This is a genomic window from Arabiibacter massiliensis (genome assembly GCF_902386925.1).
Classification (GTDB): domain Bacteria; phylum Actinomycetota; class Coriobacteriia; order Coriobacteriales; family Eggerthellaceae; genus Arabiibacter; species Arabiibacter massiliensis.
This window is the reverse complement of record NZ_LR698996.1, coordinates 449,369-470,563: the sequence shown is the minus strand read 5'-3', so window position 1 is coordinate 470,563 and position 21,195 is coordinate 449,369. Positions and strand designations below refer to the sequence as shown.

The 21,195-nt window shown below is 70.1% G+C and carries 18 protein-coding genes and 1 tRNA gene; 5 read left to right on the top strand and 14 right to left on the bottom strand.

The window, feature by feature from the left end; all coding sequences use genetic code 11:
- Together pyrR and FX134_RS01985 are read right to left on the bottom strand one after the other, a co-directional pair.
- Positions 1 to 588 (bottom strand): bifunctional pyr operon transcriptional regulator/uracil phosphoribosyltransferase PyrR, encoded by a 588-nt coding sequence (gene pyrR, locus FX134_RS01990; RefSeq protein WP_080797298.1) that lies wholly within the window; start codon positions 586 to 588, stop codon positions 1 to 3.
- Between the two features lie 295 nt (positions 589 to 883).
- Complete coding sequence (locus FX134_RS01985; protein ID WP_172623342.1) at positions 884 to 1,828, bottom strand: LysR family transcriptional regulator; 945 nt, start codon at positions 1,826 to 1,828, stop codon at positions 884 to 886.
- A 183-nt stretch (positions 1,829 to 2,011) separates the two neighbouring features.
- Between FX134_RS01985 and FX134_RS01980 the strand changes: the two genes are divergently transcribed.
- Positions 2,012 to 3,580 carry an FAD-dependent oxidoreductase gene (locus FX134_RS01980; RefSeq protein ID WP_172623341.1) on the top strand — a complete coding sequence of 523 codons (1,569 nt, stop codon included), beginning with the start codon at positions 2,012 to 2,014 and terminating at the stop codon, positions 3,578 to 3,580.
- 98 nt (positions 3,581 to 3,678) lie between these two features.
- Here the strand turns inward: FX134_RS01980 and FX134_RS01975 are convergent, their stop codons facing one another.
- Both FX134_RS01975 and FX134_RS01970 read right to left on the bottom strand, forming a co-directional pair.
- Complete coding sequence (locus tag FX134_RS01975) at positions 3,679 to 4,080, bottom strand: hydrogenase maturation nickel metallochaperone HypA/HybF (protein ID WP_080797295.1); 402 nt, start codon at positions 4,078 to 4,080, stop codon at positions 3,679 to 3,681.
- Between the two features lie 75 nt (positions 4,081 to 4,155).
- Entirely contained in the window at positions 4,156 to 5,616 is a 1,461-nt protein-coding gene (locus FX134_RS01970; protein WP_172623340.1) for a 4Fe-4S binding protein, read from the bottom strand.
- 169 nt (positions 5,617 to 5,785) lie between these two features.
- Between FX134_RS01970 and FX134_RS01965 the strand changes: the two genes are divergently transcribed.
- Entirely contained in the window at positions 5,786 to 6,709 is a 924-nt protein-coding gene (locus tag FX134_RS01965) for a LysR family transcriptional regulator (protein WP_172623339.1), read from the top strand.
- The gene (gene selD, locus FX134_RS01960; protein ID WP_080797292.1) at positions 6,702 to 7,781 is read left to right on the top strand and encodes a selenide, water dikinase SelD; all 1,080 of its coding nucleotides are present in this window, start codon (positions 6,702 to 6,704) and stop codon (positions 7,779 to 7,781) included. The genes FX134_RS01965 and selD overlap by 8 nt, the downstream gene beginning before the upstream one ends.
- Positions 7,782 to 7,941: 160 nt before the next feature.
- Here selD and FX134_RS01955 read toward each other — a convergent pair whose 3' ends face one another.
- The 4 genes from FX134_RS01955 to FX134_RS01940 are packed head-to-tail and all read right to left on the bottom strand — an operon-like array spanning position 7,942 to position 11,251.
- Entirely contained in the window at positions 7,942 to 8,196 is a 255-nt protein-coding gene (locus FX134_RS01955) for a DUF3343 domain-containing protein (RefSeq protein WP_080797291.1), read from the bottom strand.
- Positions 8,197 to 8,204: 8 nt separating this feature from the next.
- Positions 8,205 to 8,810: a sulfurtransferase-like selenium metabolism protein YedF gene (yedF, locus tag FX134_RS01950; RefSeq protein ID WP_197735959.1), complete on the bottom strand. Its 606-nt coding sequence runs from the start codon at positions 8,808 to 8,810 to the stop codon at positions 8,205 to 8,207.
- A gap of 19 nt (positions 8,811 to 8,829) precedes the next feature.
- On the bottom strand, positions 8,830 to 9,975 hold the full coding sequence (locus FX134_RS01945; RefSeq protein WP_080797290.1) for an aminotransferase class V-fold PLP-dependent enzyme: 1,146 nt from the start codon (positions 9,973 to 9,975) through the stop codon (positions 8,830 to 8,832).
- A gap of 46 nt (positions 9,976 to 10,021) precedes the next feature.
- The gene (locus FX134_RS01940; RefSeq protein WP_080797289.1) at positions 10,022 to 11,251 is read right to left on the bottom strand and encodes a glycosyltransferase family 4 protein; all 1,230 of its coding nucleotides are present in this window, start codon (positions 11,249 to 11,251) and stop codon (positions 10,022 to 10,024) included.
- 185 nt (positions 11,252 to 11,436) lie between these two features.
- Between FX134_RS01940 and selA the strand changes: the two genes are divergently transcribed.
- Positions 11,437 to 12,894, top strand: a complete 1,458-nt coding sequence (selA, locus tag FX134_RS01935; RefSeq protein WP_080797288.1) for an L-seryl-tRNA(Sec) selenium transferase — start codon at positions 11,437 to 11,439, stop codon at positions 12,892 to 12,894.
- The gene (gene selB, locus FX134_RS01930) at positions 12,891 to 14,822 is read left to right on the top strand and encodes a selenocysteine-specific translation elongation factor (protein WP_080797287.1); all 1,932 of its coding nucleotides are present in this window, start codon (positions 12,891 to 12,893) and stop codon (positions 14,820 to 14,822) included. Before selA ends, selB begins: the two co-directional genes overlap by 4 nt.
- Positions 14,823 to 15,019: 197 nt before the next feature.
- Here the strand turns inward: selB and FX134_RS01925 are convergent.
- The 6 genes from FX134_RS01925 to FX134_RS01900 all read right to left on the bottom strand — a co-directional run bounded on the left by FX134_RS01925 (position 15,020) and on the right by FX134_RS01900 (position 21,037).
- Positions 15,020 to 15,116 (bottom strand) — tRNA-Sec (locus FX134_RS01925).
- A 438-nt stretch (positions 15,117 to 15,554) separates the two neighbouring features.
- Complete coding sequence (gene amrS, locus FX134_RS01920) at positions 15,555 to 16,394, bottom strand: AmmeMemoRadiSam system radical SAM enzyme (protein ID WP_080797286.1); 840 nt, start codon at positions 16,392 to 16,394, stop codon at positions 15,555 to 15,557.
- Positions 16,387 to 17,811, bottom strand: a complete 1,425-nt coding sequence (amrA, locus tag FX134_RS01915; protein WP_080803645.1) for an AmmeMemoRadiSam system protein A — start codon at positions 17,809 to 17,811, stop codon at positions 16,387 to 16,389. Before amrA ends, amrS begins: the two co-directional genes overlap by 8 nt.
- A gap of 159 nt (positions 17,812 to 17,970) precedes the next feature.
- The gene (locus tag FX134_RS01910) at positions 17,971 to 19,227 is read right to left on the bottom strand and encodes a chloride channel protein (RefSeq protein WP_172623338.1); all 1,257 of its coding nucleotides are present in this window, start codon (positions 19,225 to 19,227) and stop codon (positions 17,971 to 17,973) included.
- 81 nt (positions 19,228 to 19,308) lie between these two features.
- Positions 19,309 to 20,193 carry a formate dehydrogenase accessory sulfurtransferase FdhD gene (locus FX134_RS01905; protein WP_172623337.1) on the bottom strand — a complete coding sequence of 295 codons (885 nt, stop codon included), beginning with the start codon at positions 20,191 to 20,193 and terminating at the stop codon, positions 19,309 to 19,311.
- Between the two features lie 19 nt (positions 20,194 to 20,212).
- Positions 20,213 to 21,037 (bottom strand): formate/nitrite transporter family protein, encoded by an 825-nt coding sequence (locus FX134_RS01900; protein ID WP_080797283.1) that lies wholly within the window; start codon positions 21,035 to 21,037, stop codon positions 20,213 to 20,215.
- Positions 21,038 to 21,195: the final 158 nt, after the last annotated feature.

Below are 21,195 nucleotides of genomic sequence, written 5' to 3'. Positions count from 1 at the left end.
CTATTCACCTCCCAGCGGCGCCGAGCCCGCGCGGGTGCCCGGTGCGATTTCCAAAATCTCCACCTCGGACTTGCCGTCCGTCTCCTCCAGGAACAGGCGCACGTTCTCATCGGCGGCCGAGGGCACGTTCTTGCCCACGAAGTCGGCGCGGATGGGCAGCTCGCGGTGCCCGCGGTCCACCAGCACGGCCAGCTGAACCGTCTTGGGGCGGCCGATGTCCATGAGCGCGTCGAGCGCGGCGCGGATGGTGCGGCCGGTGTAGAGGACGTCGTCCACGAGCACGATGTCCTTCCCGTCCAGGTCGAAGAGGATGTCGGTGGAGTGCACCTCGGGGGCGAAGTGCGTCGCGAAGTCGTCGCGATAGAAGCTGATGTCCAGCTTGCCGAGCGGCACCTTGGTGCCCTCGATGGCCTCGATCTTCTCGGCCAGGCGCTTGGCCAGGAGGTCTCCCCTGGTCACAATGCCCACGAGCGCGATGTTGCCCGCGCCTTTGTTGGCCTCGAGGATCTGATGCGCGATGCGCGTCAGCGACCGCTCGATCTCGTCCGCGTCCATGCAGACGGTCTTGACTGTTGCTGCGTCGTTCATACACACCCTTTCTTTCGTCGGGCGCGTACAGACGGACCTGCTCATCCGCCGGGCGGCGCTCTCGCGCCTCCCCCGAGTTGGCGGCGTCTGCGCGGGGGCATGAAAAAAACCTCCGACAGACGAAGGCTTCAAGCTCGCGCGCGTTCTTGTTCAGGTGAACGCTTGAGGGTGTTACCTTGTCGGTCTCTCTGTACCGCTTTTAAAGGACTGGATGCAGTATATGCGGTTTGAAACGGTTTGGTAACCCCCTTTATGCAGTTTTTCGAAAAAAGTATGCAGGGAGGGGGATTGAGGCTCACTCCCCTCTGTCCAGCTGCCGACTACTCTCGCGGCTGGCCTCGACCAGCTTCTCCAGAACGAGGGCGAGGCACGCGGGAGCGTTCTTCCTTCGGAAGATCGCATGGCGGTCGGCATTGACTCCCGGCTCAGCCACCTCGCACAGGACGCTGCGCCTCTCCGCGACCGAGGGCATGGGGCTTCGACCCTCCTGGAACGACGTTTTGGTGAAGCACCATATGCGCCTATCGTCGTCGAACGTGTAGTACTGGTCCGAGGTGTCGATCGAGACGTAGCGCACGCTGAAGTCGATCCCTCGGTCCACGAACAGCCTCAGAGCGTAATCGTAGTAATCCGAGAACGCCTTGCAGAGCGGGTAGAAGAACACGCTTCCCGAGAAGTCCTCGAGGCGGTATTTCGCCTTGCGCTCGACGGGATTGCGCACATTCGCGCCGATGACCAGGGGATCATGGAAGACGACCCTGCTGCCGAGGCTTTCCTCGTCCAGATCGGAGGGGCGGTACATCAGGGCCACGTCGGCTTCTCCCCCCTCGACCATGGACCGCATGGAGCTGTCGCGCGGCGTGAGCAGCTCGACGTCGACTTGCAGATGCTCCTTCTCGATGAGAGCCTTCGCCATGCACGCGACGTCGGACATCGCCCGATCCTCCTGGCGGTAGACGATGCGGATCCTGTTTGCGGCGCCCTCCTCCAAAACATGGATCTTGCGCACCATCTCGTCGTAGATGCTGACGATGTGCGAGGCTTCCTCGAGGGCTATCTCGCCGGCGGCCGTCAGCTTCGCTGGATCCTTGCGCGCGAACAGCCGCGTGCCGAGGTCCGCCTCCATCCGGGCGATGTGCCGGCTGAGCGAGGAGGGCGATATGTGCAGCTGCCGCGCCGTCTTTGACAGGCCCTCGCCCCGTGAGAACAGCATGAACTCCCTGAGTATCTCGATGTCCATTCGGACCCCTTTCCGGATTCCGCAACAATAGTACTCGGCGTTTGCACGCAGCGCAAACGCATCGCAGAATTTGCAACGCGCTTTTCGTTTCGCGAAAAGGCCTTCCGACATATGCGGGGAAGCGTCCGCGCCGCCGAGCCTACAATCATGGCGTCAGGCACGTCGAAACCAAAAGGAGGGGACATGAAGAGAAATCAAGAGAACGAGGGCCTCACCCGCCGGAACTTCGTCACCGGAGGACTGGTTGCCGCGGCCGTCGGCGCCGGAGCGCTGGCGGGATGCGCTCCCCAGGGGAAGAGCGACCCTTCGGACTCGGCCCAGGAATGGGACGCCGAGGCCGACGTCGTGGTCGTGGGCTGCGGAGCCGGGCTCGCCGCCGTCCTTGCCGCCGCTGAGTCGGGGGCCAAGGTGATAGGCATCGAGAAGAACTCGACGTTCGGAGGGAACTGGGCCATCAACCAGGGCGTGTTCTACGCAGCCGCCACCGATGCCATGAAGGCCAACGGGGACATCGACCCCCGCACCGGAGCTGACGACACGATCGAAGGGGCCTACGCCGACTGGATCGAGGCGGCTGCGGGACGCTGCGACCCCACTTTGGCCAAGATCGTCCTAGAGGAGCAGCGAAACTTCATCAACCAGCTCTTCGCCGAGGGATACAGCTTCTACACCGAGATCCCCGGCTCCCCCGTCCCGGTGGCTCGCGGCCACAGCGTGATCGGCGACGACGGGAAGCTCCTCGGCGGAGCCGTGTACACCTCCTACCTCGAGGAGAAATGCAGGCAGGCCGGCGCCGAGCTCGTGGCCGACACGACGGCCCTCTCGCTCATCGCCGACGATGGAGGAAACGTCATCGGGGTCGAGGCGAGAAGCTCCGGCAAGAAGACGAGGTACAAGGCGAAGGCGGTCGTCGTCGCCACGGGCTCGTACGCGGCCAACCTGCGCATGCGCGCGCAATACAACCCCGAGACCGACGGATGGGGGCTCATCGGCGGCGGCTGGGCGACCGGCGACGGACATCGCATGCTCTTCGACCTGGATGCGGCCGTGACGGGGCACAGCACGATATCTCCCTCGAACACGGTCGAGCAGAAGACCGGCGGGGTCTACTCACACAACATGTACTCGGTGTTCTGGACCGGGCCCCGCTCCTACCTCATCGCAGACAACACCGGCAAACGGAACCGCGACGAGACCGTGAGCTACGTCCAGGTCGACGGGAAGCTGCTCACCGTCCCCAGCTTCCACATCTTCGACCAGACGCAATTCGACGATGAGGAGTTCACCCTCATCACCACCTGGTCGAAGAGCGCGCTCGCTTCCGCCGTCGAGGACGGCACGATCGCCAAGGCCGACACCGTGGAGGAGCTGGCGGCGAAGCTATACCTCGACAAGGACGTGCTTCAGCAGACCATCGACGAGTTCAACGAGGCCGCGAGGACGGGCAGCGATCCGTTCGGCCGCAAAGCCGAAACCATGAGGGAGCTTGCGCCTCCGTATTACGGCTCGACGGGCACGAACGGCGTCGGCGGCACGGCCCTGTCCATGTGCATCAAGATCGACGAGGACGCGCGCGTGATGGACATACACGGGAAGGCCATCCCGGGAGTGTACGGCGGCGGGAACGACATGGTGTTCATCAACTATGCGAGCGAGAACTACATCGCGAGCGGCACCGGCTGCTCCGGCGGCTATGCCATCTCGACCCACGCGGGACGAAAGGCGGCGGAGTACGCCCTCTCACGCAGCTGAGCCGAAAACATCTGCTCGACGCGAGTCCCTCCCTCCTCGAAGCGCCGTCCGGGCAGCAGCCCGGGCGGCGCTTCACCCGCTCAGACGACAGGAAGAGCTCAACCGCTCGAGGGCTGGCCGCAGGTCATGAGCGCCTCGCGTTCCTCGACTTCGATCTCCAGCTCGGAGATGGTCAGCTCCATGCCGCTCACGAGCGCGTAGTCCCGCGCCGCTTCGCAGCGAGGGCAGGTCCAGGTCCCCTCATCCATCACGTTCAGGTGGAACGGCGCGCCGCATCGATTGCACCGGACCATATAGGGCATCTCCACCAGCACGAGCTCCGCGTCCTCGGCGATGGTGCCGCGGGCCAGGAACCGGAAGAGGCCCTCGAACAGCTCGTTGACCACATCGCGTCCCTCGCCCACCAGCACGTGCACGGCGACGACGCGTGACGCGCCCGCCGCCTCCGCCCGCTCGAGCACGATGTCCATCACGTTGCGGACAAGCGACATCTCATGCATGAAGCACCCCTTCTCCCCTGCGTGCCGAGCCTGCGGCGGAAGCACACGCCCCCGCCGCAGCTCATCGCCTTCGCCCTACGCCTCCACCTGGAGCTTCGTGTCGGTGAAGTCCTCCGTCAACCCGCGAGCCATGCGGTCCTTCGCGAAGTAGCGGTTGCAGTCGATGTACTCGTTGGGCAGATCCGGATAGCCCTCGGTGGGGGTCAGGATACGGGCGCTTTGCGGGCAGGCCTCGACGCAGTGGCCGCACCGCACGCAGAGCGCGTCCATGACGCATTTGCCGTCCTCGATCGTGACGGAGTGCATCGGGCAGATGTCGACGCACTTCCCGCAGCCGATGCACTTCTCGGCGTCGTACTTCAACGTGTAGGCGCTGAAGTACGTGCCGCAGTTGCCGCCGCCGGCCGCGAGGTAGCCCTTGAGGTTGCCGCAGCTGTCGCCGTGGCAGCAGCAGATGATGTCGGCATTCTGCGCGCACACCGACTCGGGCACCATGCCGTGCGCGATGGCGTCCTCCACCACGGCGATGGCCTCATCCTGGGCGATCTGGTCGCCGATGCCGTTCTCGATGAAGTACTCGGCCATCTCGCCGAGCGACAGGCACGTCCTGATGGGATGGTCCTCGGGATAGTCGACCTCGAGGGCGTTCCACATGGTGCGGCATTGGCACGGCGACACCGTGATGGTCTTGTTGCGCTTGATAAGCGCCCGCCAGTCCTGCCACGGCTCGAAGGCGTCGCCCTCGATGACGTCGAGGCTGATGGGATACGAGCGGAACAGCGGGAACGTCAGGTCGTAGTCGTTCGCATCGGCCATGATCCCCTGCTGGTTGAACTCGGCGATGGGGCCTCCCGGCTGCGTGTTGTAGGGGTCGCCGCTCTCGTAGGCCAGCTTCAGCTCGTAGAACTCCCAGAAGCCGTTGATATGGGGCAACAGCAGGAAGTACGTCAGGCCGGCGCGGCGCACGCGGTAGATCAAACAGCGGTCCGCCATGTCCTCGAGGATCTCCGCGCATTCGTCCTCCGAGCGCCCGGAGAGCACCGAGTAGTTGGCCGCCGTGAAGAACTCGTGCATGAGCATCTCAAGGTAATGCTCGGCGTCCTCCTCGCTGAACAGGTACATGATCATGTCCCAGCTCTCCTTGGCGGGATGCGAGCCGATGCCCTTGCCGATGCGGTTGATGCGGTTGCGCATGCGCACGTAGATCTCGGGGATCACGGTGCCGTCCGACATGACGACGTCGCCCGCCACCTCCGACTCCTCCAGAACCTGCTGCATGAGCGCGTCGCTCGTCAGGGGGTCGACGCGTCCACCGCTGGCGACCGCGCCCGTCGTCGCGGGGGCCTTCACCTGAGCCGCAGGTGCCGCCCCCTCGGGCTCGGCGGCCTTCGCGTCGCCGGGCGCCTGGCTGCAGCCGAACAGCGAGGCCATGGACGCCCCCATGGCGCCGACGGCCGCGCACTTCAGGAAGTCGCGCCGCTTGATGCCTCCCTGCGGGGTGACTTCCTCGTCGATCTCGATGAATTGCCTGGACATGATCCCTCTCCTTCCTGAATCCCCAACATCTTTCCCCATCAGGCGTTCTGACCGCCTTCGCCTCACAATGGTAGAAGGAGGACAGAGCATCCGGAAGTCCCGATGTGGTACAATCGCCTGAACCAAAAGGTTCATATGCGGCTGGAGTCGCATGAGGGGGGCACGGGGGATGCACGACCGGCATTTGGAGGGATTCGTTCGCGTCGTCGAGCGCGGGAGCTTCTCGAAAGCGGCGGCGGATCTGTTCGTCTCGCCCAACGCGCTCATCAAGCAGGTGAACCTGCTCGAGAGGGACGTCGGCGTGGAGCTGCTCTCGCGCACCAACCGCGGCATCAAGCCCACCCCCGCGGGCGAGTACCTGTACGAGAAGGCGAAGGCGTTCATCGCGGAATCGCAGAAAGCCACGGAGGAGGCCCGCCGGATAGGCAGCGCCGAAACCCACGTCATCCGCCTCGCGACGTCGCTTCTCAGGCCCACGAGGAAGATCGCCGCATGGTGGAAGGACATCGAGGTCGACCATCCCACGTTGAAGCTGACCATCGTCTCCATCCCCGACGAGTTCGAGCAGTGGCAGAAATACTTCCTCGAACTGGGGAACGAGATCGACGTCGCCGCGGCCATCAAGCCCGGCGAAGGCTGGAGCTGGTTCAAGAAATGCCGGGTCAGGGACATCTACACCACCCCGGTGGTCTGCGCGGTGCCGCAGGGGCACCGCCTGTGCAAGAAGGAGCGCCTCACGTTCGCGGATCTGCACGACGAGAAGGTGCTGCTCGGCCCGCCCAACACGACGCCCGCCTACGACCTGGTGCGGGCCCGCATCGTCTCCGAGCATCCGCGCATCCGGCTCGCCGAATGCGCCCCCTACGACGTGGGCGACCTCAACACGGCGGCGGAGGACGGCTCCATCGTCATCGTCTGCGAGGATTGGGCGGGCGCGCACCCGTTCTTCGACTTCATCCCCCTCGAAGAAGGAGGGCGCGTCACCATAAGCCTCATCTATCCTTTGGACTGCAACGATGCCATACTGGAGTTCGTCGACGCGATAAGCGAGCAGGCGGGCAAAAACGCGACGGAAGGAAGCATCCATGAGTGAAGCGGAGCGCATCATGCTCACCACGCTCACGTCGAAGGGCGGTTGAGCGGCGAAGTGGGGTCCGGGCGACCTCGAGGACATACTGGCGAAGATCGCCGCGCCGGCGGGCATGCCTCCCGACGAGCGGCTGCTGCTCGGCTTCGAGACGAGCGACGACGCCGCCGTCTGGAAGCTCTCCGACGACGCAGCGGCCGTGCTCACGGTGGACTTCTTCACGCCCATCGTGGACGATCCCTACGAGTTCGGGCGCGTGGCGGCGGCCAACGCGCTCTCCGACGTGTTCGCCATGGGAGCCGTGCCGCACGTGGCGCTGAACCTGCTCGCGCTCGATTGCGCGCTCGGGCCCGACGTGGCGGCGGCCATCCTGCGCGGCGGCGCGGACGCGGTGCGGGAGGCGGGCGCGTTCGTGGCGGGCGGCCACACCATCGACGACGCGGAGCCGAAGTACGGCTTGGCCGTGTTCGGCACCGTGCATCCCGACCGCATCCTGGCCAACGCCGGCGCGCGGCCGGGCGACGCGCTCTACCTGACGAAGCCCTTGGGAACGGGCATCATGGTGGCGGCGAAGTCGTGCGGACTCGCAGACGAGGAGGGGCTGCGCCCTGTCGTGGAGTCGATGATGGAGCTCAACGCCGCCGGCGGGCGGGCGTGCCGGGCTGCCGGGGCGCACGCGGCCACCGACGTCACCGGGTTCGGGCTGGCGGGGCACCTCCACGAGATGCTCGCGGCGAGCGGCTGCGCGGCCGAGCTGGACTTCGACGCGTTGCCCCTGTTCGAAGGGGTGTTCGAGCATGCGGCGGCCTATTGCAGGCCCAACCGCACCTTCGCCATCATGGACCGGGCCGAGGCCTACGTGGCGCAGGGGGCGCTCGACGACGAGGAGTTCGACAACCGCATGGCCGTCATCTGCGACCCGCAGACGTCGGGAGGCATCCTGGCCGCCGTCGCGCCCGAGCGTGCCGCTGCCTTCGAGAGGACCTTCCGCGAGGCCGCCGGACGGCCCCCCGCGCTCATCGGCTGCGTCGTCGAGGGCGAGGCGGGGACGATACGGTTCGCCCCCTTGTCATCCTGAGCGGAGCGCGTCAGCGCCCCCCCCCTTGTCATCCTGAGCGGAGCGCGTCAGCGCGGAGTCGAAGGATCCCGCGCGGCGCCAGCAGTAAGCGTCACGGCTGTCGCCGCACGGGATCCTTCGACTGCGCTCACTTCGTTCGCTCCGCTCAGGATGACAATGCTCACAGGCGCTCTACCAGGTCGCATGCGCCGTCTTCCATGCGGTAGAGGGCGGCCAGGCCCCGCGCGGCCTCCACGGAGCGCACGCGGGCGAGGGCCTCGGCGTCGTCCGCGGCCGTGAAGCGCAGGGACATGCCGCAGCCGGCGCTCACGGCGCGCGGCGTGGGGATGAGCTTCGCCCCTCCAGGCGAGAGGAATTTGTCGGCGGCCATCGCGGCATGCGTCGACTCGAAGGCCAGCACGTAATCGAAACCCATGGCGCGGCCTACAGCGAGATCACTTTGGCGGCCTCGCGCATGCGCCCGAGGATGTCGTACATGTTGGACGCCTCGCCCGCCGCGAGCCTGTCCTTGAGGCCGTAGAAGTCCAGGCACGTGCCGCACACGAGCACCTCGGCGCCCTGCTCCATCAGGCTCCTCACGCTGTCGACCACCTGCTGCTCGCCGCCGGCCACCAGCTTCACGCCCGCGTTCATGAACAAAAGCGACGCGGGCGGCTCGCCGCATTCGGCCAGGGTGTAGAGCGCCATCTTCATGAGGTTGTAGCCGAGCTCGCCGTCGCCCTCCCCCACGTGGTCCTTGCCGACGAACACCGCGTAGCCGCAGCCGCCGGACGCCGGGCAGGCGGCAGCCGGAGCGGACGGCGCCTGCCCAGCCGGCCCGTCGCCCTCGGAGAACGTCACGAGGAACCCGCCCTCGATGCCTTCGACGGAAACGCCCAGGCCGGACGTGCCGGCAAGGCGCGAGAGGTTCTTCACCGCTGTGTCGTTATCCACCTTGACCGCGAGCTCGCGCACGCCCGCGTCGATCTCCTTCTTCGCCAGCACGAGCGGCTTGGGGCACTGCAGCCCGAACGCGTCGATCACCTTCACGATGCTTCCTTCCTCGTCGTCATGCCAGGTCGCGGGCGACGGCCTCGAGCGCCTCGAGGGCCTGGTCCACCTCGTACTCAGTGTTGAAGTGCGAGAAGCTGAAGCGCACGGCTCCCTGCCCCTCGGTGCCGAGCGCGCGGTGCATGAGCGGCGCGCAGTGGGCGCCCGCGCGCACGCAGATGCCGAAATCCTGCACCAGCCGATCGGCCACGAGCGCCGAGTCGGCCCCGCCCACGTTGAGCGCGACGATGCCGCAGCGCGCGATACCGCCGTGCCCGCCGAGCACGCGCACGCCGGGGACGGCGAGCGCCCCCGCCTCGAAGCGCTCGACGAGGGCCGCCGCCTGGCGCGCGACCTCGTCCACGCCGACGCCCTCCAGATAGGCAATGCCCGCCGCGAGGCCCGCCAGGCCGTGCGCGTTAAGCGTGCCCGCCTCCAGGGCCTCGGGCATGAAGCGCGGGTGGCGCTCGTCGAAGCTGTGCGTGCCCGAGCCGCCCTCCAGAAGCGGCGACACCTCCACGCCTTCCGCCACGGCGAGGCCGCCCGTGCCCTGCGGCCCGAACAGGCTCTTGTGGCCGGTGAAGCACACGACATCCGCGCCGAGCGCGCCCATGTCCACCGGCAGCGCGCCCGCCGTCTGGGCCGCGTCCAGCACGATGAGCGCGCCCGCCTCGTGCGCCATGCGCGCCAGGAGCGCCGCATCGTACACGTCGCCCGTGAGGTTGGACGCGTGCGCGACGGCCACGAGGTCGGCCCCGCCCGCGAGCAGCCGCTCCAAAGCCGCGAAGTCGAGCGACCCGTCCGCGCCATGCGGCGCCACCTCCACCGAGCAGCCGCGCTCGTCGCGGGCGCGGAACAGCGGCCGCAGCACCGAGTTGTGCGAGGCCGCCGTGGTCACGGCCCGCCCGCCGTCGGGCAGCAGCCCCTCGATGGCGATGTTGAGAGCCTCCGTCGCGTTGGCCGCGAAGGCGACGCGCGCCGCCGAGGGCGCGCCGAGCAGCCGCGCCGTGCGCTCCCGCGCGTCGAACACCGCCATGCCCGCCGCGATGGACGCCTCGTGCACGCCGCGCCCCACGCCGCCGAACGAGCCGATGGCGCGCGCCACCGCCTCGGCCACCTCGGGCGGCTTCATGAGCGTCGTCGCCGCGTTGTCCAAATAGATCATGCCCCGCTCGCCTTCCCTCTTCCCATCTTGCACCGACCCGTCCACTTTAGCACTCCCGGGCCGCGGCCGCGCGCTCCATATGCGAGAGGATGCGCTCGGACAAGCGCTCCCAGCACGCGCCCTCGGTGTCGCAGAAGCGCGGCGGACGCGCGACGGCGTCCTCGAGCGCGCGGGCCAGGCGCCGCTCGAAGGCGGGCAGGTCGTCCGCAGCCGGCTCGTCGATGCCTTCCATGCGCGGCGGCTCCACGTAGGAGACGGGCGCGCCGGGGATGCGCTCGTCGAGCCACGGCCGCACGCCCGGCAGGTCGGTCATGACCACGGAGCACCCGCACGCGAGCGCCTCCACCGTCACGAGCGGCAGCCCCTCGTAGAACGACGGCAGCACGAACACGTCGGAGCCGCGGCAGATGCGCGCGACCTCCGCCGGCGCCTTGCGGCCGAGGAGCTCCGCCGGGCGGCGGCACGCGCGCGCCCGCTCGCAGATGAGCGCGTGCTCGGCCGCATCGCCCGCCCCGCCCACGAGGCGCAGCCGCGCGCCGGCGGGCGCATCCATCGCATCGAACGCCTCCAGCAGGCTGAGCAGGCCCTTCTTGCGCGCGATCTTTCCCACGTACACGAGTTCGGCGGGCCGTCCCTCGGCGAGCGGCCCCGCGCCGAGGGCGCGCCCCTCCCGCGAGAACGTCGCGGCGTCGTAGCCGGTGCCCACCACCTGCACGCGCCCGGGATCGACCCCGTAGACCCGCTCGATCTGGCGCTTCTGCTCCTCGTGCAGCGCAAGCACGACGTCGAGCCCCCTCACGTCGGCCACGATGCGCTCGCGCGCCAGCCCATGCGTCGCCATCTGGCGCAGGTCGGTGGAATGGCACACGGCCCCCATCGGGCGGTGCGGCAGAAGCTCGCGGGCGATGGCCGTGAGCAGATACAGGTGGTGGCAGATCACCACGTCGGGCCGGAACGCCTCGTCCATCTCCGCCAGGGCGGCCGCGAACGCGCGCTCGAAGCGCTCGGCCATCCCAGGCGTCAGATCGCGGTAGCGAGTTGAGCGGTAGGGCATCTCGTCGGACATGCCGCACACGGGGAAGGGCAGCGCGTCCGTCTCGAAGCGCACGGGGCGCACGGGAACGCCCGCGGGCAGCGCCGCCTCGTCGCCGGCCGCGACGCCGCACACGACGGCCGCCTCGTGGCCCGCCTCCACCTGGCAGCGCACGAGCTGGGCCAGGTACACGCCGCTTCCCGTGCTGTCCGGCTTCTGCGCCGTGACGTTGAGGATCCTCATTCCGTCCGCCCCTTCCGCCTTCCCGCTCCGTCGAAGCCGCGCGGCCTTGCGCGCCGTTGCGACAGTATGCCACAACGGCGCGTGCAAGCGGGCGCACCGCCGCCGGATTCGCGCGATTTTGCACTATAATCTTGCAAGGCGCCCCGGCGGCGCCGCCCTGCCCCTTGCGAAGAAAGGCCCGCCCCATGGCGATCACTCCCCCGACCGACCTGCTCCGATCGCTCCCCCAGGTGGAGGAGACGCTCCATGAGCCGGAGCTGCGCGCGCTCGAGGCCCTCGTACCGCGCGCCATGCTGGCCGACTGCGTGCGGGCGGCCGTGGACGAGACGCGCCGGGCCGTCCTCGCGGGCACGTGCACGGCCGTGGACCCCCGCGCCGTGGCCGAGGACGCCTGCCTGCGCGCGCTCCTGTGCCTGAAGCCGTCGCTGCGCCGCGTGGTGAACGCCACGGGCGTCATCGTGCACACGAACCTCGGCCGCAGCCCGCTGGCGCAGGAGGCCGTGGACGCGGTCGTCGACGTGGCGCGCGGCTATTCCACGCTGGAATACGACACCCGGGCCATGGCGCGCGGCAGCCGCCACGACCATGTCGAGCACCTCATCTGCGCGCTCACCGGCGCGGAGGCCGCCATCGCCGTGAACAACAACGCCGCGGCGGTCATGATGGTGCTCACGGAGTTCGCATCCGGGCACGAGGCCGTGGTCTCGCGCGGCGAGCTGGTGGAGATCGGCGGGTCGTTCCGCGTCCCAGACATCATGGCCCTCTCGGGCGCCGCCATGGTAGAGGCGGGCACGACGAACAAGACCCACCTCGCCGACTACGAGCGCGCGCTCTCGCCCGACACGGCGATGCTGTTGAAGGTGCACCCGTCGAACTACCGCATGGTGGGCTTCGTGGAGAGCGTGGGCGTGGCCGAGCTGCGCCGCCTCGCCGACGAGGAGAACGCGCGGCGCGGCGCGCGGCGCGGGGAGCGCGGCGGCGTGCTGGTGTACGAGGACCAGGGGTCGGGCGCGTTCCTGCGGCTCGACTGCTTCGGCGCCTACGCCGAGCCGGCCGTGGCCGAGTCGCTGCGCGCGGGCTGCGACCTCGTGTCGTTCTCGGGCGACAAGCTGCTCGGCGGGCCGCAGGCGGGCATCGTCGCGGGATCGCGCGAGCTGGTGGGCCGCTTGAAGAAGAACCCGCTCGCCCGCGCGCTGCGCCTGGACAAGATGACGCTCGCCGCGCTCGAAGCGACGCTGCGCCTGTACCTCGAGCCCGAGCGCGCGCTTGCGGAGATCCCTGCGCTGCGCATGCTCTCCGAGCCCGCCGAGGCGGTGCGCGCCCGTGCCGAGCGGCTGCTGGAGACCGTCGCGGCCGCGCTGCCCGAGGGGTGCGCGCGCCTTTCGGTGGTGGACGAGATCGCGCGGGCGGGCGGCGGGGCCCTTCCCATGTGCGACATCCCCACCTTCGCCGTGCGCGTGGAGTTCGCCTGCGGCGACGCGCTTTCCTGCGAGCGGCACCTCGTGAGCGGGCGCGCCATGCCCGTGGTGGGCCGCATCAAGAAGGAGGCCCTGCTGCTGGACGCGCGCACGGTGCTCGACGGAGACGAGATGGCCGAGATCGCCGCAGGGCTTGCGGAATACTTCGAGGAGGCACGGGCATGACGGCGGCGGACGGCGGCGGACGCAGCGTCGTGCTGGGCACGGCGGGCCACATCGACCACGGCAAGTCCTCGCTCGTGCGGGCGCTCACCGGGGTGGACCCCGACCGCCTTGCCGAGGAGAAGCGCCGAGGCATCACCATCGAGCTGGGGTTCGCGCAGCTCGAGCTGCCGGACGGCACGGGCATGGGCGTGGTGGACGTGCCGGGACACGAGCGCTTCGTGCGCCAGATGATAGCGGGCGCCACGGGCATCGACCTGGCGCTCCTGTGCGTGGCCGCCGACGACGGCGTCATGCCGCAGACCGAGGAGCACCTGGCCGTGCTCGAGCTTCTGGGCATCGAGCGCTTGGTGGTGGCGCTCACGAAGAGCGACCTCGTGGACGGGGAATGGGCCGCGTTCATGGCCGACGAGGTGCGCGCGCGCCTGGCCGGGACGCCCTTCGCTGGCGCGCCCATCGTGGCCGTGTCGGCGCGCACGGGCGAGGGGCTCGACGAGCTCAAGGCCGAGCTCGGACGTGCGGCGCGCACTGCGAGCCGCGGCAAGGCCGGCGAGCGCTTGCGCCTTCCCGTGGACCGCGTGTTCACCATCAAGGGCGCGGGCACGGTGGTCACCGGCACGCTGTGGAGCGGCTCGGCGCAGGCGGGCGACGAGGCGGAGGTGCTGCCCCGGGGCCTGCGCACCCGCATCCGCGGCGTGCAGGTGCACGGCGAGCCCGTCGAGCGCGCCGAGGCCGGGCACCGCGTGGCCCTCAACCTGAACGCGGTGTCCGTGGACGAGGTGCGCCTCGGCGACTTCCTCGCCGCGCCCGGAGCCGCCCTCGCCACCGACCGCTTCGACGCGACGCTCTCCTACCTGGGCCTGCCCGGCAAGCCGAAGCCCCTCGAGAGCGGCGCGCGCGTGCACGTGGCGCACGGCACGCGCGAGGTGTGCGGCCGCGTGCTGCTCATGGGCGGCCGCGAGTCGCTTGCCCCCGGCGAGCGCGCCTACGCGCAGATCCGCCTCGACGAGCCCCTGCCCGCCGCCTGGCGCGACCGGTTCGTCGTGCGCTCGTACTCCCCCGTCCACGTGATCGGCGGCGGCGAGGTGCTGCGCACGCGGCCTCGGCGCACGACGGCGCTCCCGCCCGAGGCGCTCGCGCTGCTCGACGCGCTCAAGGCCCACGACGAGGCGGCCGTTGCGCGCGCGGCCTTCGCGCTCGAGCCCTACCCGGTGACGGCGGCGGAACTGGCCGCGTCGTCGGGCCTCGACGAGGAGTCGGCGCTGCGCGAGCTCGAGGCGCTCGCGGCGTCGGGCGCGGCCGTGCGCCTCGGCACGGGCGGGCGCTTCGCGGCGAAGGCCCAGCTGCAGCGGCACTGCGCAGCCATCGAGAACGCGCTTCTGAAGTTCCATATGGAGAACCCCTCGCTCACCGGCATCGCCAAGGACGCGCTGCGTCGGCGCTGTCTGCCGCGCGCGGGCGCCGACTGCTTCGACGACCTCCTGGCCGAGGCGGCGGCGCGCGGATCGGCCGTAGTGTCGGGCGGCGAGGCGAGCCACCCCAAGGCCGGCGCGGGCGCGAAGAAGCGCGAGGAGGAGGCCGCCGAGGCCCTGCACGCGAAGCTCGCGGCCGCCGCCGGCGCGCCACCGACCACGGCCGATCTGGTCAAGGAGTCGGGCCTCGACGCGCAGATGGCGCATCGCGCCCTCGGCATGCTGGAGAAGCAGGGCCGCGCCCGGCGCGTGGGCGGCGAGTTCTACTTCGACGCGGCCGCCTACGACGCCCTCGAGGACGCCGCGCGGTCACGCCTGGCCGAGGGCCCCGCAACCGCCGCCGAGCTCAAGGACGCCATGGGCACGAGCCGCAAGTACGCCATCCCCCTGCTCGAGCACTTCGACGCCCGCGGCCTCACCCGCCGCGACGGCGACGTGCGCGTCCTCAACAAGAAGTGACCCTCGCCCGAGCGAAGCGCCCCCCCTGTCATCCTGAGCGAGCGAAGCGCCCTTCTTGTCATCCTGAGCGAGCGAAGCGAGTCGAAGGATCCCCTACGGCGCCAGCCGTGAGGCTTCCAGCTGTCGCCAAACGGGATCCTTCGACTCCGGCGACTTCGTCGCCTACGCTCAGGATGACAAAGGGTGAAGAGGGAAATTGGCGGAGATGCGTGCGAATCGAACGCACCCGAGACGTTCTGCGCGCCTCACAACGGCTTTGAAGGCCGCGGGGCCCACCAGGACCCATCCATCTCCGCATAATCGATACGCCGAATCAGCGCTTGAATATGATACCGCATAATCCAGCGATTCCATGCATTTTTTCACAAAGGACGCGCGGAAGGAAGGTGCAAGGAGGGGCCCGTGCCCGGCACCCTCCCCGTGCGGGGAATCCGCCCGATCCCGACCATCTCCTGAAACACCCCTCCAAGTCACGGTTTTGGCCGCTCTGAAGCGTTTCCCGTTGATCGAAGGGCCTCTCCCGGCGGCATGGCGAAGCATCTGGAAGCGTTCGCCCAGGTCGGAGATAACATGCAGCCTGAACCGAGCTCGCGCGGGCTTCAGAGCGGCCAAAACCGTGACTCGAGGAGGCTGAAAACGCGAAGAAGCCTTGCGATGATGACGCTATCCCCGTCCTGCGTCATCAACCTGCGTCATTAACTAGCAGGATGACAAGTAGGGGGCTCGGATCGCTCAGCAGTTGCCTAGCAGGACGTCGTCGAGGTGGCGGCGGGCGACGGCCGCGAGCTTGCGAAGCGTCTCCACGGGCGTGGGCGGGCGGTCGGCCATGCGGTGGCACGGGAAGAAGCGCGTGAGGTGGTACGGAATGGACGGGTCGAGCGAGGCGAGCCAGGCGGCGGCCGCGTCGATCGTCTCCGCGTCGTCGTTGAGTCCGGGGATCACGAGCGTCGTCACCTCGAGGTGGCAGCTCGGCAGGGCCGCCAGCGTCTCGATCGCGCGCTTGACGGCCGCGAAGTCGCCGTCCACCACATCGTAGAAGCCCTGGTCGAACCCCTTGAGGTCGATGTTCGCCGCGTCGACGAGGGGCGCCACCTCCGCAAGCGGGCCCTCGTTCACCATGCCGTTGCTCACGAGCACGTTCGCGAGCCCCGCCTCGTGCGCGAGCCGCCCCGCGTCGCGCACGTACTCCCAGCCCACGAGCGGCTCGTTGTACGTGAAGGCGATGCCGACGTTGTCCGGGCCCGTCTTGAGCGCGAGGTCCACCAGCGCCTCAGGCGACGCCTCGCGCCAGCGCACGTCGTCGGGCCCGGCGCAGGCGATGTCGGCGTTCTGACAGAACGGGCAGCGCAGGTTGCAGCCGTAGCTTCCCACCGAGAGCACGTTCGAGCCGCTGCGCCACCGGGCGAGCGGCTTCTTCTCCACCGGGTCGAGCGCGAGCGCGGTCACCCGGCCGTAGTTCTCGTCCACCACGCGTCCGCCGCGAGCGACGCGGGCGCGGCAGAGGCCCCGCTGCCCGTCGGCGAGCGAGCAGGCATGGGGGCAGGCGCCGCACACGGCGCGCAACTCACCCACGGCAGGCCTCCCCTCCCCGAGCGTGGCGCACCACCTCGAAGCGCTCGAGCTCCACGTCGTCGTCCGCAGGGTCGATGCCCGCCTTGCGCTTGGCGATGGCCAGCTGGTCGGCCACGTCGTCCACGCCCTCCAGGTTCGGCAGCAGAAGGCCGCGCCGCCAGCCCTTCGTCACGATCACGCCGAAGCGCGCGGGGTCGAGCTCCTCGGGCGAGCCGACGGGCATCGGGGGCCTCAGCACGTCCACCGAGTACGACAGCGCGTCCAGCTCGCGCTCGCGCACCGGCGGGAAGCGCGGGTCCTCGCTTGCGGCCGCCACGCCGTTGCGGATGATCTCGTCGGCGACGCACCCGGTGACCGGCGCGATGGTGCCGATGCAGCCCCGCAGGTCACCGCCCTCGTGCAGCGACACGAACACGCCCGCCCGCTCGTCCATCAGCTCGGGCGGCAGGCCGGCGGGGCGGTCGATGGGGCGGCCCGTGCGCACGAAGCCCTCCACGCTCGCCCGCGCGAGCGCCACGTAGGGGTCGACCGCGCCTTCGTCCGCCGCAGCGTCGGCCGCCGCGCGCGCATCGGCCTCGGCATCCACGGCGGAATTCACCGCGCCATCGCCCTGCGGGCCCTCCACCTCGAACGCGGCCACGGCGTAGCCCACGCCGAAGGGGCCCTCGTAGCTCAGGAGTTCGTGGGTGGTCGGCAGACCCTCGAGCGCCCCGGCCATGATCTGGAACGAGCGCAGCCCGCATTCGGCCGCCGCGTCGGCGAACGCCGCGTCGATGGCGAAGAGCCCCTCCAGGTCGCCTGAATCGAAGAGCGCGGTCACCTCGCGGTCGAACACGGGGCCCTCGGGCGCGAAGCCGTAGGGCCCGTCGGCGGCAAGCTTGTGGGACAGATCGCCGCTCGCCACGAACACGCAGCGCCGGCCCAGGTCGCGCGCCGCCTCCGCGATGCAGCGGCCGAGCGCGCGATGCGTCTCGGGCGAGAGCGCCGAGAGCCCCGTGCGCACGAGGCGGAAGCCCTGGCACGCCTCGCCGATGAAGTGGAGCGGCACGAACGTCGCGTGGTCGAGCTCGGCGTCGGCCATGCCGCTGCCGCAGACGGGCACCGTGTGCTTGCGCGCGCATGCCGCGACCGCGGCCACGAACTCCTCGTCGTAGCCCACGTTCACGGCCGCGTCCCACGCACCGAAACGGCCCATGTCGCCGTGCGCCGCCTCGCCGGTGGATAGGTGAAAGCAGTCGCGGAACAGGGGCGCATGGGGCGAGGACACCACGATCGTGTCGGGCTCATGGGCGGCGATGCGGCGCGCGACCTCGCGATACGCGTCGATCGTGGCCTGGATGGCCCGCTCCTGGCCGCGCCCCACCTCGGGCACGATGAGCGGCGGATGCGGAACGGCGTATGCGGCGACGATGCTCATGGCGGCTCCTAACCTCGCGGGAGCGCCCGCCGCGCACGGCACGCTGCGGCGCGCGACGGGCATCTTGACCGCCATTGTACACCGCCCGCCCTCCGGCCGCGAGCCGATCGGCCGCCGCTCAACCCTTCTGGCACGCAGACGTTGACCGGGGAGCGCGCCTCATCCGCGCGGCTCACCGCCCTCGGCGCGCTCGCGCCACCGGCGCAGCATGCCGGCCGGCGTCCAGTCGATCACCGCCGACTGGTACAGCCCGCAGCGATACGACAGCGCGAAGCCCACGAGCGACACGATGAGCAGGGCGGGCGCGCCGGCCGTGCCGAAGAGCTCCATCCCCAGGATAAACGACGCGACGGGGCAGTTCGAGCACGCGGAGAACAGGCCCACCATGCCGAGCGCCGCCATGCACGCGCCGTCGAGGCCCGCCGCGGCGGCGAAGGACGATCCCAGGCACGCCCCCATGCACAGCACCGGCATGATCTCGCCGCCCTTGAGCCCCGCCGCCAGCACGAGCAGCGTGACCGCGCCTTTGGCGAGGAACGCCTCGGCGGGCAGGGATTCGCCCGCGAGCGCCGCGTCTATCTGGACGAGGCCCGTGCCGCCGTAGGGCGACCAGTCGGTGAACCCGAGCACCATCGACACGAGGGACCCGCCCGTCACCAGCACGAGCAGCGGCGCGCCCAACCGCGCGAGCTGGCGGCGCGACGTGCGCAGCGCGATGCAGAAGGCGGCCGCGAACACGGCGGCCATGGCGCCGAGCGCCGCCGTGGCCAGAAGGTCGGCACCGGCCAGGTCCACAGGCGGAAGGTCGAGCGGCACGAGACGGGCGCCCGCGAGGCGCGCCACGCCGTACGAGACGAGCGCCGAGGCCGCCGGCGCCAGGAAGCAGCGCGCATGGGGAAGGCGGCGGTGCATGACCTCCGCCACGAACACGGCGGCGGCCAGCGGCGCGAGCAGCACGGCGCTCAAGGCCGCCGCCATGCCGCACATGACGAGCGTCTGCCGGCAGTCCTCGGAGCCCAGCCCGAAGAAGCGTCCCACGTGCGACGACACGCTGCCGCCCAGCTGCAGGGCCGCAGCTTCCTTGCCCACCGAGCCCCCGCACAGCAGCGTGAGGCAGGTGCCGGCGAAGATGCCGGGGGCCAGCGCGAGGGGCACCGGCCGCGAGGCGCGGGCGGCCTCGATGACGTCGGCGGTGCCGAGTGAGAAGTCGAGGCGAAGCAGGCGGTAGAGCCCGAACGTCGCCGCACCCGAGAGGGGCAGGAGCCATTTCAGCACGTCCTGCGCGTCGAAGAACGCCGCGACGGAAGCCTCCACCGCCCAGCCGAGCGCCACCGTGAGCGCGCCGACGGCGACGCCCACGAACGCGGCGGCGGCCGTCCAGCGCGCCGCCGCGCCTATCCGCGCACGGGCGCGCACGGCGTCAGCGACCCTCCGGGGCCGCCGCCCGCTGGACCTCGGCCCTCTCAGCCCTCCCGCTCATGAAGCCGCTCCTCTCGCTCAGCGCGCTATGCGCTCGGGATGCGCGTACACGGTGAAACGGCCCTCGCGCGCGAACGCGCAGAGGGTGACGTCCTCCCGCTCGGCGAAGTCGAGCACCGCCGTGGTGGGCGCCGACACCGTGGCCACCAGCCGCACGCCCGCGCGGGCGAGCTTCGCCACCAGCTCGAGCGCGCAGCGGCTCGACAGGTAGGCGAAGCCCTCCGCCGGGTCGATCCCCGCGCGCAGAAGCGCGCCCACCAGCTTGTCCACCGCGTTGTGGCGCCCCACGTCCTCGCGCATGAGCAGCGCGCGTCCGTCCAAGCCGGCGAACACGGCCGCATGCGTGGCGCCCGTGGCGCGGTGCATGCCCTGCACGGGCAGAAGCGCGCGGCTCATGCGCCAGATGGCCTCGGGCTCCACAAGCGGCAGCCCGCGCCGCTTGCGAGCAGCCGCCCCCGGCGCCCCGCCCTCCCGCAGGGCGCCGGCCAGCGTGCAGCCCGGAAACACCGCGCCCGCCGGGGCGGCGAGCCCGCAGCAGCGCCGCGGCGCGGCGTGCGCGACGCCGGGGGCCAGCTGCACGTCGAGCACGGCCGCCCCCTCCGCCGCACGCACATCCACCGAGGCCACATCGGCGGCGCGGGCGATGGCGCCGGCCCCGAACAGCGCGCCTAAGGCGTAGTCCTCCAGGTCGGAGGGCGTGAGCGCCGCCGAGGCCCAGTACTCGCCGTCCAGCAGGATGTCCGCCCGCATCTCCACGGCCACCACCTCGGTGCGCCGGGCGGCGCCCTGCTCCGTCACCAGCAGGGCCTCCACCTCGCGCATGCCGGCTGCGCCCGCCTCGTCGGGCACCTCCCAGGCCTCGGCGCGCGCCGCCGGATCCCTCTCGTCGCGATCCTGTCGCATGCAGGCGTCCATCGCTTCCCTACTTCTCCGCCTTCTTGTGGTAGATGAACCAGTAGGCCAGGCCCACCAGGCCGCCGCCCACGATATTGCCCAGCGTCACGATGCACAGGTTGAACGCCATGCCGCCCAGCGTCACCGCGCCGGCCGCCCCGATGCCCACCGAGTTCAGCAGGAAGCCCATGGGCAGGAAGAACATGTTGGCCACGCTGTGCTCGAAGCCGATGGCCACGAAGGCCGAGATGGGAAGCAGGATGCCGATGACCTTGTCGGTGACCGTGCGGGCCGAGAACCCGATCCACACCGCCAGGCACACGAGGATGTTGCACATGATGGCCTTGAAGAACATGGGCACCACGTCGAGCGCCACCTTGCCGGCGGCCACGTTCACGAACACCTCTCCCACGGCGCCGCCCGCCATGCCCTGCGTGTTCGCCATGAAGACGAGCCCCACGGCCAGAAGCGAGCCCACCAGGTTGCCCACCCACACGACCGCCCAGTTCTTCAAAAGGCCGCTCCAGCCTATCCTCTTCGACGCCTTCGCGCACAGCATGAGCGCGTTGCCGGTGAAGAGCTCCGCGCCGCAGCACAGCACAAGCGCCAGGCCCAGGCAGAAGCACAGGCCGCCCACCAGGCGCTGCGCGCCGAACGGCATGGTGGTGTCGCCGAGGAACAGGCAGAAGTACGTCGCGCCGAACCCGATGAACGCGCCGGCCAGTATGGCCGACACGAAGCACTTGCCGCCCGACATGGACGCCTTCGTGCAGCCTACCCCTTCGGCCTTCGACTCGGTCTCCGCCGGTGACAGCGCGTCGGGCTTGAGCCCCTTCAGATCTTCCGGTGCCATAGCGATGGCTCCTTTCTCTCGCGGCGCCCGGCTCGTGCCGGACGCCCGTTTTCCAACCCCTCGATCCCCGTTTCGGCGCAAAGCTACCGCCTGCCCCGGCCGAAAACGGGGTTTGAAACCGTTGATTCGCGTAGCATCTCGTTTTGGCATAAAAGGGG

Coding starts and splice junctions, on each gene's coding strand:
- FX134_RS01985 (WP_172623342.1), bottom strand. CDS start 1,828: ATGGACATCGAGATACTCAGGGAGTTCATGCTGTTCTCACGGGGCGAG.
- amrA (WP_080803645.1), bottom strand. CDS start 17,811: ATGAGCATCGTCGCCGCATACGCCGTTCCGCATCCGCCGCTCATCGTG.
- FX134_RS01945 (WP_080797290.1), bottom strand. CDS start 9,975: ATGATCTATTTGGACAACGCGGCGACGACGCTCATGAAGCCGCCCGAG.
- pyrR (WP_080797298.1), bottom strand. CDS start 588: ATGAACGACGCAGCAACAGTCAAGACCGTCTGCATGGACGCGGACGAG.
- FX134_RS01975 (WP_080797295.1), bottom strand. CDS start 4,080: ATGCATGAGATGTCGCTTGTCCGCAACGTGATGGACATCGTGCTCGAG.
- FX134_RS01955 (WP_080797291.1), bottom strand. CDS start 8,196: ATGGGTTTCGATTACGTGCTGGCCTTCGAGTCGACGCATGCCGCGATG.
- FX134_RS01980 (WP_172623341.1), top strand. CDS start 2,012: ATGAAGAGAAATCAAGAGAACGAGGGCCTCACCCGCCGGAACTTCGTC.
- FX134_RS01970 (WP_172623340.1), bottom strand. CDS start 5,616: ATGTCCAGGCAATTCATCGAGATCGACGAGGAAGTCACCCCGCAGGGA.
- selA (WP_080797288.1), top strand. CDS start 11,437: ATGGCGATCACTCCCCCGACCGACCTGCTCCGATCGCTCCCCCAGGTG.
- FX134_RS01905 (WP_172623337.1), bottom strand. CDS start 20,193: ATGCGACAGGATCGCGACGAGAGGGATCCGGCGGCGCGCGCCGAGGCC.
- FX134_RS01940 (WP_080797289.1), bottom strand. CDS start 11,251: ATGAGGATCCTCAACGTCACGGCGCAGAAGCCGGACAGCACGGGAAGC.
- selB (WP_080797287.1), top strand. CDS start 12,891: ATGACGGCGGCGGACGGCGGCGGACGCAGCGTCGTGCTGGGCACGGCG.
- FX134_RS01965 (WP_172623339.1), top strand. CDS start 5,786: ATGCACGACCGGCATTTGGAGGGATTCGTTCGCGTCGTCGAGCGCGGG.
- FX134_RS01900 (WP_080797283.1), bottom strand. CDS start 21,037: ATGGCACCGGAAGATCTGAAGGGGCTCAAGCCCGACGCGCTGTCACCG.